The organism is Paenibacillus sp. CCS19 (genome assembly GCF_033239625.1).
Classification (GTDB): domain Bacteria; phylum Bacillota; class Bacilli; order Paenibacillales; family Paenibacillaceae; genus Paenibacillus_T.
The window spans coordinates 26,312-40,483 of sequence record NZ_BTCK01000008.1 but is presented as its reverse complement, the minus strand read 5'-3'; the positions used below and the strand labels follow the sequence as shown (position 1 = coordinate 40,483).

The window sequence follows — 14,172 nt, the reverse complement described above, 5'->3', positions numbered from 1 at the left end:
TCAAGGACTAGAATAAGACGGCTCTTTTTTATTGCGTATTTATCTAATCGTTTAGATTCGGGGGTGGTAACTTTCATGGTCTATTTTGTTCCGAAAGAAATCCGCCAAGGAAGTTATGCGCTTTCACTTGTATAGGCTCGGGGGGAAATGATATAACAGAGTGAGATGGATTAAACGATTAAAAGGGGTTGGCGGTGGTGACCAAAGTAGGAATCAAAGAAATCGCGGCCAAAGCTAACGTATCCACGGCCACCGTGTCCTATGTGCTCAATGGTACTCGAAATGTTCGACCGAAGACGAGAGAACGGGTTATTAAAGTTATCGAAGAGCTTAACTATAGGCCTAACGATATTGCCAAGAGCTTGAAGAGCAAACGCACGAACACGATTGGCGTAATTGCGGAGGACGTGACCGTATTCAACGTGCCCGAGATCATCGACGGTATTAACGAATATGCAGACGAACATGACCTTCATATCATCCTGACGAATTTGCGGCTTCACCGACGGGTAGGTCATAACTATTCGGATGTGGATGCGTATCGCAAATATGCAGAGAGCGCTGTGAACGATTTGCTATCCAAGCAAGTAGAGGGAATCGTCTACATCGGCGTACATCCGCGTGACGTGACGGGCTTGATTAATACGTATGGCAAACCAATTGTATATACGTATTGCTATACTGACAACAACGTATCCATTCAATATAACGACGAGCAGGCGTCTTTCGATGCGATGAAATATTTGGTCAGCCAAGGCCACAAGCGTATTGCAATCATTAGCGGTCTGATGGATTCAACGCCTTCGCGGCTGCGTTTCAATGGCTACTACAAAGCGGTCACGGAATTTCAATTGCCATTTAACCCTCAATATATTAAAATCGGTGACTGGGGACTCGATTCCGGCTACCAACTGACGCGAGAATTGTTGACCCTGCCAGTGCCGCCAACCGCCGTTCTGATCATGAACGATGTTATGGCTGTAGGTACGATGCGTGCAGCAGCCGAGTGCGGCTTTCAAATTCCACGCGATTTGTCCGTCGTAGGCTTCGATAATCGTGAATTCAGCGACTACCTTACTCCCCGCATTACTACGATGGATCTGCCTCTGCATGAGATGGGGTATTCTTCGATGAACATTCTTACCGGCATTATCAATGAGACTGAAGTGAAGCAAGGCGAACAGCCGCTGTGCAAGCTGCTGGAACGTGAATCTGTCGCTCCTCCTAGACCGGAGTAGCACTTTTTCTCCCGATTCAACTTAAACGTTTAGATTATGAAAACAGTGCACTCATTACGCTCATTATCACGTTTACTGGCATCGCATCTCGTATCGCGAAGGAGTTTGATCATGCCGATAAGTCCAACGAAGTTTATACCGCTGCGCAATATTCGGATTGAGGATCGATTCTGGTCAGAGTATGTTCGACTTGTACGAGAGGTTGTCGTGCCCTATCAATGGCGGGCATTGAACGATGAAGTGCCCGAAGCAGAGCCAAGCCACGCGGTACATAATTTCAAGATTGCCGCCGGTCAAATATCCGGTCATTTCGAAGGCATGGTATTCCAAGACAGCGATGTGGCCAAATGGCTGGAAGCCGCTGCTTATTTGCTGGAGACGAAACCCGATGCCGAGCTGGAGAATCTGGCTGACGGCATGATCGACATTATCGCCTTAGCCCAGCAGCCGGACGGTTACTTGAACACCTACTTCACGATCAAAGAACCTGGGCAGCGCTGGACGAATCTAGCAGAATGCCACGAGCTGTATTGCGCAGGACACATGATAGAGGCCGCTGTCGCTTATCATCGGGCAACTGGCAAACGCAAGCTGCTCGATATCGTCTGCCGTTTCGCCGATCATATCGATTCGGTGTTCGGACCCGAGCCCGAGAAGCTTAAAGGCTACGATGGCCATCAAGAGATCGAATTGGCGCTTGTGAAGCTCTATCAGGCTACTGGGGAAGAACGGTATTTGAAGCTTAGCGAATTCTTTGTGAATCAGCGTGGCGCTCAGCCGCACTTCTACCAGACAGAATGGGAGAAACGCGGAGGGGCGGTTCATTTCAACGAGCTGCGCATGTCGCACGACTATCCATACAGCCAAGCGCATCTTCCGGTGCGCGAGCAGCAGACGGCAGAAGGACACTCGGTAAGGGCGGTTTACATGCTGACCGGCATGGCGGATGTGGCTGCATGGACTGGCGACACGAAGCTGTTGGAAGCGTGCAAGACGCTGTGGTCCAACATCGTTCGTCGCCGGATGTATATTACGGGCGGGATCGGCTCCCAATCTTACGGAGAATCGTTCACTTCGGATTATGATCTGCCAGGGGATACCGTGTATGCAGAGACTTGCGCTTCTATTGGACTTATCTTCTTCGCTCATCGAATGCTGAGCCTGGAGCCGAAGAGCGAATATGCTGACGTCATGGAGCGGGCGCTCTATAACACGGTTGTAAGCGGCATGTCGCAGGACGGCAAGCATTTCTTCTATGTCAACCCGCTCGAAGTTAATCCGGCTGCAACCGGTAAGAATGCGAATTACAATCATATCCGAACGGTGCGCCAAGGCTGGTTCGGCTGCGCCTGCTGCCCGCCGAACATTGCTCGTTTGCTTGCATCGCTTGGCAGCTATATTTATACGTTCAAGGGCCGTACGGTCTACACGCAGTTATATATCGGCGGCTATGCCGATTGGGAACTGGACGGAAGCAAGATTACACTCGAGCAGCAGTCCGAATACGCGTGGGAAGGCAAAGTTCAGTTCGACATTACGGCCGACAACCCGACGGCGTTCACGATGGCGCTTCGAGTACCTGATTGGACGGACGGCGTATCGGTCACGCTTAACGGGATGCCTTATCCAGCTTTTGCGGGGGAAGATGGATACATCGAGATTGATCGCGTATGGTCTACGAATGATCGGCTCGAGCTTGAATTCGGAATGCCGATCCATCGGATGAAAGGTCATCCGCTTGTACGACACACGGCTGGTCGAATTGCGCTCCAGCGAGGTCCATTCGTCTACTGCTTGGAAGAAGCGGATAACGGAGCCAATCTGCATCAGCTTTATATCCCGAGAGACGGACAACTGAGAGCAACGTCCAGCAAAGAAATGCTTGGCGGGATCTACGTCATTACTGCGGATGCTGTTCGAGGAGACACGCCTGAAGCATGGCAGGATGGCGCTCTGTATCGCAAAGATGCAGAGTGGCTGCCAACGCCAGTAACCGCAACCTTCATTCCTTATTATGCTTGGGCAAATCGCGGCGAAGGCGAGATGACCGTCTGGGTTAAGGAGTTGAATTAACGCTGTTGCTGCAGCTATAACGAGTCCCATACCTTCATGCAACGCATAATTATGCTTGAGGTATAGGACTTTTTTCTGATCATTAATTTACATTATAAGTAAAAGTGCCTATATTATGTTCTGAATTAATTCTATCTCACCACGTTACTTCACATACTTCTCATGAATCCGCGATTAAATAATCCGCTCAGTCACGTCTGATACGTTATGTTAGCATCGATTGAAACCGCTTACCTAATGAAAGGGGTGATGCTCATCGAGCAGCGATAAAATCGATCCATTGTCGGTTGTCAGCGTGCGCTCGAATCGAAACGGGTTGGTTTTCGCTTCTGCAAGCAATGCCACGTACAACAGAAGAGGAGAGTGAAGTAATGAACAAATGGGCAAGTGCAGCGCTCAGCTTCATCTTGCTAACCGGGGCGAGCGTCGCCGGACTGCCAGGCGGCAGCTCCGAAGTGCATGCTGCCGCAGCGACGGAAGCGTCCGTGATTGATATTTTCGGACGGGAATTGAACAGCTATGGCATTGAGCTCGTCGATTGGCAGGGTTATCTTGCGAATCCATACGTCAAGCTGACGGTCAAACCGCCAGCGACAGCCGTTTTTCCAGTGACGATCACGCTGCAGGCCCAGGGCTCGTCAAGGCTGATGATGGATTTGCCAAGTACGCTGTCGTCCACAGGTGCAACGAAGGTACTTACGTTCAACAATGCTTCAGAGCAGAAGAACTTTCTGTTAGAAATTGCACCCGATCGGATTGGCGGTCCTGGATCGATCGAGAATTATACGCTGTCCATGCAAATTCGGGAAAATAACGGATCGACCCGAACGCAGTCCATGCCGATTCGGGTACTCGATCAAGATGACAACCAAGAAACGACCTTCCCGCTCGTGTTCGACTATCGCTATGATACGGTCAATCATTATTTTGACGATCCAGCTATTAAGACTGCGTCCGAACGGGCCATCAAGGATTGGTTCTACTTCCTCGACGTTCAGCCGTTCGATACCGTTCCGGCAGGAGACGAGACGAATATTGTGCCCAACGATAATTTCAACGGCAACACGAACGTAAGCAACAATGCGCCGTTTAATGGCGAGTGGATTTTTCTGAGGGGACTGAACGATCCGTACTCTACGGGCTGGTCATCCAATAACGGCAAGTACCATAAGATCAACGGCGTCAACGCGCCAGGAAATCTGCATCGCTCGCTTGGTGCGGCCCTCGATTTCTACGCGAATGCAACGGTATTTACTTCGATTAATGATGACGATTGGTACAAGACCGATCTGAGTCAAGTGACGGATGTATACGGACTCATCATGCATGAATTCGGGCATGGCTTCGCGTACAGCGATTCATGGCCGGGCATGGCAAGCTACGTTGGAAGCGCAGGAACGAATGATCCGGAGGTTATTGCTTATCAGGGCCGAACTGTCCCCCTTGATACGAGTTACCATATCCCGGGCGACCAGCCATATTGGGATCGGATCAGCGGTCAGAGCGGCGGATGGACCAGTTTGTTCCCGACACGCCGATGGATGCTGACGAAGCTGTCGCTGCTTATCGCAGAGAATGCAGGCTGGAAGCTGAATAAGAACTTGACACCATTCCTGACGCCATCAATTGTTACAACAACTCTCGCTAACGGAACGAAAGGTGCTTCCTACAATCAGCAGTTGAAAGCAAACGGCGGCGTACCGTTCTATGATTGGACGCTGTCGAGCGGGTCGCTCCCGCCAGGACTGACGTTGGATCGGTTCACGGGCGCAATCGGCGGCACAATATCCTCCACGGCGCCGCAGACAAGCTACACGTTCACTGTAAAGTTGCGAGATTACGATGAGTCAAGCGCTCCTGTACAGAAATCGTTCACGATCAATTTGGGCGGCGGCGGGGGAACGACGACGCCATCCATGTACGAAGCGGAGAGCGGCCTCATTAACCATGCGAATGTGAGCGCGGGCACGCGTGCATCCGGTGGTCAGTATGTAGGTCAGATCGATTATGCCGACAGCTATGTGCAGTTCTCGGTACAAGCGCCAACAGCCGGTGCATACAGCCTTGAAGTCCGTTATGCCAACGGTAATGGCTCCACTTCCACGCATAGTCTATCGGTCAACAGCGGAACGGCACAAACGGTCAGTTATCCGGCAACTGCAGGATGGGGGCAGTTTGCCAGCGTCAACGTACCGATCACCCTGAATGCTGGTACGAACACGATCAGACTGACCAAAGGCGCAACCGGGTATGCCGAACTGGACTATATCTCCTTGAATCCGGCAACGGTGACGATCATGAATCTAGCGCCGCAAGCAACGGCATCCGCTTCATTCGTGTCATCGTGGGAGAGCTTGACGGGTTTGAATGACAACTATAATCCGACCAGCTCAAGCGATCGCGGACATTCGATATATGGCAACTGGGATAATCCGGGCACGACCCAATGGGTGCAGTATGACTGGACTACCAGCCATACGATATCAGGCGCATCCGTCTATTGGTTCGACGACAATCAAGGTATCGATCTGCCGGCCTCTTACAGCTTCCAGTATTGGAACGGCAGCAGTTGGGTGAACGTCGCAAGCGCATCGGGTCTAGGCGTGCTTGGAGATCGGTACAACGACACAACGTTCACGCCAGTAACGACAACGAAGATCCGAATGAACATCACAGCACGAGCAGGCTTCTCGACAGGTATTGAGCAATGGAAGGTGCTTGGCAGCTAACGATCGATCAATTGAGAACAATTGAGGAGGAAGATCAATGGTCCATTCGAATGAACGAAGTTTTCGAAATCCTCTGTACTGCATGGGAGCAGCATTATTCGTCGCAGCTTGTTTCTGGCTGTTCCCAAGCTCCGCCTTCGCGTACAATCTGTCAGACAGCAACTTCACGGTGACAACGGGAACGAACGGCGAGATTTCTTCGTTGAAACTTACCGGCGACACGTATCCGACCGACTACGTCATGAACGCCGTCAACGCACCGAATCAGAATACGGCGGATCATCAATGGCTGGGTGAGTTAATGTTCACCTATCGTCTTGGCACAGGCGCATGGAACACGGCTTGGACGAGCAAATCGGCTGATGCCCGTACCCAGAGCCAATCCGGCAATACGGTGACGGTCACCTACCAGAATTCAACGAATGCGAGCGGTATTCGCAACTTCAAGGTCGACGAGACTTATTCCCTGACAGGCGGCGCCCTGCAGTGGAGCATCAAAGTAACGAACACGAGCACGCAGTCGCTGGAGATTGGCGACTTCGGTCTCCCGCTGCCTTTCAATGAGTTCTGGAGCGGCGGCAACAACGAGGAAATCTATGAGACGCGCGTACTCAATCATTCCTTCGTCGGCAACAACAGCTCCTACCTGACGATTCAACGTCCTAGCGGCATCGGCCCGTTTCTGTTAATGGTGCCGGACGCCACGACAGGCGCAGGGTTCGAGTATCAAGACCGCTGGAGAATCGAAGAGCATCCAGGCAGCAATTGGGCGATGGATCAAGGCGGCTGGGTGGAAGGACTTAACGTTTACTACATCCACTCCAATGTGATCAAGAGCACGAACCGCGGCTACCTGCCGAATACGAGCCTTACGCTGGCGGCTGGCGCTAGCAAGACGTATTCGTTCAAATTCTTCAAAGTGGCAAGCGACGCAGCTGTGAAGGATGTGCTCTACAATGAAGGACTGATCGACGTCAGCGTCATTCCGGGCATGATCGTGCCGACGAATCAGACGGCGAAGTTCGATCTGCATACGTCGAAGACGATCAATTCGATCACGGCGCAATATCCATCCGAGACGACTATCACATCCTTGGGCACGACTGGCACGAATCACCGAATCTATCAACTCAACATGAGCCGCCTCGGGCCGAATAACATTACGGTCAACTACGGCAACGGGGAGAAGACGGTTCTCCAATTCTATGCGATCGAACCGATCGATGCGGCGCTGCAGCGGCACTCGACCTTCATGGTCAACAGCACGCAGTGGAACGTGCCGGGCGATATTCGCGACAAAGCGTTCGACGATTGGATGATGGACACGAAAGCGAAGCGCAACGTGTTCAACGGCTACTGGGGCTGGGGAGATGACTGGGGACTGACGCACGGCCAATTCCTCGCGGAGAAAAACGTTCAGACGCCGGTCGCTTCCGAGATTACGGCTGTCGACGCATACTTGGAGACGACGATCTGGACGAATCTGATGAGCGGCCATCATACCGATTATCTGGTTCCGGACTTCTTGATGCCGTCGCCGAATACGACGCCGACTTATCGGGGATATGCATATCCGCATATCTATAACACGTACTTCAGCATGTACAAAATCGCGAATCTGTACCCGAATCTCGTCACGTACAAGAATACGAAGCAGACGTACTTGCTGCGAGCTTATAACATCTTCAAAGCGCTGTACGACGGTCCGGTCGCTTACAACTGGAATACAGGCCTCATGGGCGAGTTGACGACGCCGGATCTCATCAAGGCGCTTCAGGATGAGGGTTATACCTCGCAGGCGCAGGATGTCATCAGCAAGATGGCGACGAAGTACAACAATTTTGCCAATACGAAGTATCCGTACGGCTCCGAGTATAACTACGATAATACCGGCGAAGAAGCGGTCTACACATTGGCGAAGATGAACAACAATACGAGCATTAAGAGTAAAATCAACACAAAAACGCGCGCGGCGAGAGGTCAGATGCCAGTCTGGTACTATTACGCGGATCCGGTTACGATTACGGGCGAGAACTGGTGGAACTTCCAGTACACGGTGTCGCTGGCTGGCTATGCGATGGACGATTGGACGCGGAATCACTCGGCAACGCCAGAGTTGGATCAACGGTTATCCTATGCTGCGAAGATCGCCAACATCAGCGCGATCAACTCCGGCCAGATCAGCTCCGATCCAGCCAATATCGGCGCGGTTGCTTGGACGTACCAAGCGGAGAAGGGCAACTATGGCGCGCTTGGCGTAGGCGGCGGTCCGCTGCAGAACGGCTGGCGCGGCATGAGCGGCGAGGCGGATCTCGGTCTGTTCGGCGCCATCAAAATCCTCAGTTCCGACGTTGCAGTCGATCCGATCTTCGGTCTGTACTGCTACGGCTGCGATGCTGCAGCCAGCGGTTCGAGTTATGTGGTCGTACCGAAGGACGGCGTGAATCAGCGAATTAATCTCATTACGCAGAAGCTGGGGCTTGAAATCAATCGTGACAAGTTCGTATCGGCAACGTTGGCGCTGGCGAAGAACAACGTCGCCTTCACGCTTAAGAATGTCACGCCGGGAACGGCACATACGACGAAGCTGACGTTGTCGGGCCTGACGGCTGGCAGCTATGACGTACTTGTAGGCGGTACAGTCGTCGGACAATTGAATGCAACAGGAACGAGTGCAACGGTGAACCTGTCGATTGGCACAGCTGCAACTTACGATGTAGTGCTGCAGCCAGGAACGGGTACGCCTCCGACACAGACAGGTGAAGTCGTAGCGTACTACAAGTTCGACGAGACGAGCGGCACTTCGGCTGCTGATGCATCCGGCAACAACAGAACGGCAACGGTGACGAGCGGTACGTGGGCAGCCGGCAAGTCCAGCAACGCGCTGTCGTTGAACGGCACGAGCGGCTATGCGAGTCTGCCGGCGGGGCTGCTGAGCTCGGTTAACGACTTTACGATCTCGACTTGGGTGAAGGTGAACACGAACAGTGATTGGGCGCGTATTTTTGATTTTGGCACGGGTACGACCTCGTACATGTTCTTAGCGCCGCAGACGGGCAGCGGCGGCAATCTTCGCTTCGCTATCACCAACTCCGGCAACGGTTCGGAGCAGCAGATCACCGCTTCGTCGCCGCTTGCGACAGGGGTATGGAAGCACGTCGCTGTTACGCTGTCGGGAACGACAGGCATTCTGTACGTGGATGGGATAGAAGTGGCGCGCAACTCGAACATGACATTGAAGCCATCGAGCCTTGGTTCGACGACGCTGAACTACATCGGCCGGTCGAACTGGAGCGACCCGTATTTGAACGGCATGATCGACGATTTCAAGATTTATAACCGAGCACTCAGCGCATCCGAGATAGCCACTGCTTCCAGCGGCAGCGGCGGCGGCGGCGGCGGAAATACGACTCCGCAGGACATCTCGAGCCTTGGCACCGCATCGACGTCGTTCGTCTCCTCGTGGGAGAGTCTGACGGGTCTTAATGACGGCTACGCACCTACAAGTTCTAGCGACCGCGGGCACTCTGTCTACGGCAACTGGGACAATCCGAACACGACGCAGTGGGTACAGTACGATTTTGCGCAAAATGTAACGCTCTCCAGCACCGATATCTATTGGTTCGATGACGATCAAGGCATCGATCTGCCGGCTTCCTATACGATTCAGTATTGGAACGGCAGCGCTTGGGTCAACGTCGCCAATCCAGTCGGTCTTGGCGTCCTGGCTAACCAATACAACAAGACGACGTTCACAGCTGTGACGACGACGAAGATTCGAATCAACATCGTTGCGAAGGCAACGACGTCGACGGGGATCGAGTCTTGGAAGGTGTTTGGGACGGTGTAATGGATAGGCAATAAATCAATTTATAACGGAAGAACGCTTCGCTTCATTCTATCGAATGGAGTCGGGGCGTTCTTTCATTTCGAATGTGCCTAAGCCTGTACCAACAGCAGTCTGCCTGCCTCACGTCAGTATAAAATCGTAATTTAGTTATATCTATAGTGATTATTTATTATTTATCTCCGTAATATGGAGCAGTTATAATCAAGCTGAATCCGAATTTAGTTTTATCATGAACAACGTCGATGATGATAGATGACGAATGGCAAGTCATGCATGCGTGAGGAGAGATGAATATGTCAGCGAATGAGATGAAGGGCGCCGAATTGGCCTCCATGCTGAAGAGCAAGATGCAATTGACAAAAACGAACAGTGTAGAGGCACCGTGGTTGAATCTATCTGAAGAAGATATGGAGTGGTGGCGCGATGCCAAGCTCGGTTTCTTCTTCCACTGGGGGCTGTACTCCTTGCTCGGACGCGGGGAATGGGCGATGTTCAACGAACAAATAACCGTGGAGGAGTACGCGAAGCTGGCGGATCAATTCCAGCCGACCCAATTCAACGCATCGGAGTGGGCAGAACTGGCAGCGGATGCGGGCATGCGTTATGCGGTCATGGTGACGCGCCATCACGACGGCTTCGCGATGTGGGACAGTCCTGGCAGCTATGGTCAATTTCATAGCGGGAATAGCGCTGCGAGGCGCGACTTCGTGAAGGAATACACGGATGCGTTTCGCCAAGCCGGTCTTCGGACAGGCCTCTACTACTCCCCGATGGATTGGCGGTTCCCCGGTTACTTCAAGCCGAAGGAACTGGCAGACAATGCGGCGCTGTTGAAACGTCAAGGCTATGAGCAGGTGGAGGAGCTGATTACGCGGTACGGTCAGATCGATATACTCTGGTACGACGGAGGCTGGCTGGCGCATTCCGGTACGGATGCCGATGCGGCGTGGTTCTGGGAACCGATTCGACTGAATGAGATGGTAAGAAGCCATCAGCCGCAATGCGTCATTAGTCCGCGCTCCGGATGGGTGGGGGATTTCCAATGCGACGAAGGGACGCACGAGACCAGGGGCGAGATTATTCCGTTCGATTGGGAGAAATGTTTCTCGATCGCACCCTTCTGGTCCTACGATGCCGAGGAGCGCGTCCTGCCGATCGAGCAAATCATTCGGCTCATGATCGACTGTTTCATCCGCGGAGGCAATGTGCTGCTTAATGTTGCGCCTAGTCCGGAAGGTATCATACCGGTCAGTCAGCAGGAGCAGCTTAAACTTATCGGTCAGTTCATGAAGAAGAATGGAGAAGCCATCTACGGGACGCGTCCAGGGCCTCTTCAGCCAGTCGATCGCGTGTATGGCATGACGAACAAGGACAATTATTATTACCTTCACATCCTGGATGCCGAAGCGTTCGAAGGCATTCGGCTGCCCGCACTGCCCGGCACAATCATCCGATGCGAGCTGCTGGACGGCAGTCCGGTTCCATTCGAGCAAAGTCGGGAAGGCGTTGTCATTACAGTTTCCAGCGACAGAATCGAGCCGTACGACACCGTTGTTCGATTAACCATGTCATTTGACTAAGCGTCCTAATAGTCCATGAACTAGCCATAGAAGCGGCGATGCAGCAATTGTCTGCATCGCCGCATGTCGTTAATAACGTGTCAGCTTCTATTCACATTTGGTTGCGACGAAATTGGTAGGGCGTTACCCCGTACTTTTCCTTGAAAAGTTTAATGAAATATTGCGGCTTCTTGTAGCCTACCATGAGCGAAATATCTACGATGTGCAGCGTAGATTCACGAAGCAGCTGCGTCGCTCTCTCCAGCCGTTTGGCGAGCAGGAAATCGGATAGATTCTCTCCGGTTTCCTGCTTATAGTATTTGGAGCTCTTTTGTTTACTCCATCCATTATGAGTTCTCGCGCCACTGACTCGGCGAAACGCCATTCACTTTCTTGAACATCTTCGAGAAGAGGAACGGATCGGTATACCCGACGGAACGGGAGACGTCGCTAATGGATAGGCTGCGGTTTCTAAGAAGAGCGGCGGCCCGTTTCATGCGGAAGTGCAGCAAGTACATTTGCAGAGAAAGCCCGTACTGCTCCTGGAATAGGCTCGATAAATAAGTGCGGTTTAGCCCAATGTAATCGGCAATTTGCCTTACGGTGATTTTCTGGCTGTAGTTGTGCTCGATCCATTCCGTCGCTTTGCGTACGTAGGCCTCTTTAGAAGGTGAAGAAGAGACGATTGCGGGCGCGTCGGCGCATTCCATTAATTCGGCGAGGAAGCGGTAGAGCAAGCTTTGAAACATCAGCTCATAGCTTTTGCGGCTTTTTGCTGCGATCAACTCGGCATGCAGGGTCTCGAAGAAGATGGAGTCGTCGCGCACGCGGAATACGGGACTGGCCTCATCCAGACCGGCCGATTCCATGAATGATCGGGCCTGGATGCCTCTGAAACCAAGCCAAGTATAAATCCAAGGATCTTCCTTATTGGCTTCATATTGAACGATGACGCCCGGAGGAATGAGAAAGCCTTGCTTGGCCGACAACGAATACGACTCCCCGTTGATTCTGAACGTACCTTTCCCGCTATGAATGTAGTGAATGATATAGGAATCGCGCACCCCGGGCCCCCATGCATGGAGCGGTTCGCATTCTTCGCGCCCATGGAACAGAAGGTTCAAGTCGAGCTGCCGATTAAGTGCTTGATCAAGCAGCATGATTTCAATTTTGCCCATTCGAATTACGCTCCTGATGAAGGATTTGTTTGAAGCTTTGCTCGTATTATAACAAGCGATATGTCTATTTCGGAAGATGAATGCGCTAACAATCTGGCATTATGACAGGTACAGGCGGGGTTATTCTATGTTGATTTCGTTGCAATGCCGCTATAGTGAATATAGTCCATTACACGAATGAAGGAGGCATTTTCCCAATATGTCCAAAATTACGTTTATCGGTGCGGGCAGTACGGTTTTCGCTAAAAATGTGCTGGGCGATGTGATGCTGACGCCAGCGCTGGCAGGCTTCGAGCTGGCGCTATTCGATATCGATGCCGAGCGGCTGCGCGACTCGGAGCAGCTGCTGAACAATATTCGTCAGACGTCCGGCAGCAGCTGCACGATCAGAGCTTATTCCGACCGCAAGGAAGCGCTTCGCGGCGCCAAGTATGTCATTAACGCCATTCAAGTTGGCGGTTATGATCCGTGCACGATTACCGATTTCGAAATTCCTAAGAAGTACGGTCTGCGACAGACGATTGCGGACACGATCGGAATCGGCGGTATTTTTCGCAATTTGCGCACGATTCCTGTCATGCTGGATTTTGCGATGGACATCCAAGAGGTTTGTCCCGATGCATGGTTCCTGAACTACACCAACCCGATGGCGGTGCTTACCAATGTGATGACCAGCGTCGGCGGCGTGAAGACGGTCGGCCTGTGCCATAGCGTGCAAGTGTGCGTGCCGCACCTGTTCGATTCGCTTGGTCTATCGTTCGAAGGCGTAGAAGCGAAGATCGCCGGCATCAATCATATGGCTTGGCTGCTGGAAGCCAAGAAGGATGGTGTCGATCTGTATCCGGAGATTAAACGTCGTGCGATCGAGAAACAGAAGGAGAAGCATCATGATATGGTGCGCTTCGAGCTGATGCTGCGTTTCGGCTACTATGTGACCGAGTCCTCCGAGCATAATGCCGAATATCATCCGTATTTCATCAAACGGAATTATCCGGAGCTGATCGACCGCTTCAATATCCCGCTGGACGAGTACCCGCGTCGCTGCATTGAGCAAATAAAAGGCTGGCAGAGCATGCGGGAATCGCTGCTCGCGAGCCATAACCTGGAGCATCACCGCAGCCATGAATATGCTTCTTATATTATGGAGGCGATGGAGACGAACAAGCCTTTCAAGATCGGCGGCAACGTCCTCAACACCGGACTTATTACGAATCTGCCGAAAGAAGCCTGTGTCGAGGTACCGTGTCTCGTGGACGCTTCGGGCGTAACGCCAACCTATGTTGGCGATCTGCCTCCGCAGCTTGCGGCGCTCAATCGGACAAACATCAATACGCAGCTGTTGACGATTGAAGCGGCGGTAACCGGTAAGCGTGAGCATATTTACCATGCAGCGCTGCTTGATCCGCATACCTCCGCAGAGCTGTCGATCGATGATATCGTAGCCATGTGCGACGATCTGATCGAAGCGCATGGCAGCTGGCTGCCGGCGTACAAGTAACGATTTCCATGAATAGCAACGAGGCTCCCCGCATGATCTGGGAGCCT

The 14,172-nt window shown here is 52.3% G+C and carries 8 protein-coding genes; 6 read left to right on the top strand and 2 right to left on the bottom strand.

Going from position 1 to position 14,172, the window contains the following annotated elements; genetic code table 11:
- Positions 1 to 197 precede the first annotated feature (197 nt).
- From SBI19_RS08320 to SBI19_RS08300, 5 genes are all read left to right on the top strand, one after another.
- Positions 198 to 1,238 (top strand): LacI family DNA-binding transcriptional regulator, encoded by a 1,041-nt coding sequence (locus SBI19_RS08320; RefSeq protein ID WP_317966929.1) that lies wholly within the window; start codon positions 198 to 200, stop codon positions 1,236 to 1,238.
- Between the two features lie 111 nt (positions 1,239 to 1,349).
- Positions 1,350 to 3,311, top strand: a complete 1,962-nt coding sequence (locus tag SBI19_RS08315; RefSeq protein WP_317966927.1) for a glycoside hydrolase family 127 protein — start codon at positions 1,350 to 1,352, stop codon at positions 3,309 to 3,311.
- A gap of 371 nt (positions 3,312 to 3,682) precedes the next feature.
- Positions 3,683 to 6,040, top strand: coding sequence for a CBM35 domain-containing protein (locus SBI19_RS08310; RefSeq protein ID WP_317966925.1), 2,358 nt, complete (start codon positions 3,683 to 3,685; stop codon positions 6,038 to 6,040).
- A gap of 82 nt (positions 6,041 to 6,122) precedes the next feature.
- Positions 6,123 to 9,890, top strand: coding sequence for a DUF5695 domain-containing protein (locus SBI19_RS08305; protein WP_317967102.1), 3,768 nt, complete (start codon positions 6,123 to 6,125; stop codon positions 9,888 to 9,890).
- A gap of 293 nt (positions 9,891 to 10,183) precedes the next feature.
- Positions 10,184 to 11,470 (top strand): alpha-L-fucosidase, encoded by a 1,287-nt coding sequence (locus SBI19_RS08300; RefSeq protein ID WP_317966923.1) that lies wholly within the window; start codon positions 10,184 to 10,186, stop codon positions 11,468 to 11,470.
- Between the two features lie 91 nt (positions 11,471 to 11,561).
- Here the strand turns inward: SBI19_RS08300 and SBI19_RS08295 are convergent, their stop codons facing one another.
- Positions 11,562 to 11,834: a helix-turn-helix domain-containing protein gene (locus SBI19_RS08295; RefSeq protein ID WP_317966921.1), complete on the bottom strand. Its 273-nt coding sequence runs from the start codon at positions 11,832 to 11,834 to the stop codon at positions 11,562 to 11,564.
- On the bottom strand, positions 11,797 to 12,627 hold the full coding sequence (locus tag SBI19_RS08290) for an AraC family transcriptional regulator (protein ID WP_317966919.1): 831 nt from the start codon (positions 12,625 to 12,627) through the stop codon (positions 11,797 to 11,799). The genes SBI19_RS08295 and SBI19_RS08290 overlap by 38 nt, the downstream gene beginning before the upstream one ends.
- Positions 12,628 to 12,826: 199 nt before the next feature.
- On the opposite strand from SBI19_RS08290, the gene melA reads away from it, so the two are divergent.
- A complete protein-coding gene (melA, locus tag SBI19_RS08285; RefSeq protein ID WP_317966917.1) occupies positions 12,827 to 14,125 on the top strand; it encodes an alpha-glucosidase/alpha-galactosidase in 1,299 nt (432 codons plus the stop codon).
- The last annotated feature ends 47 nt before the right edge of the window (positions 14,126 to 14,172 follow it).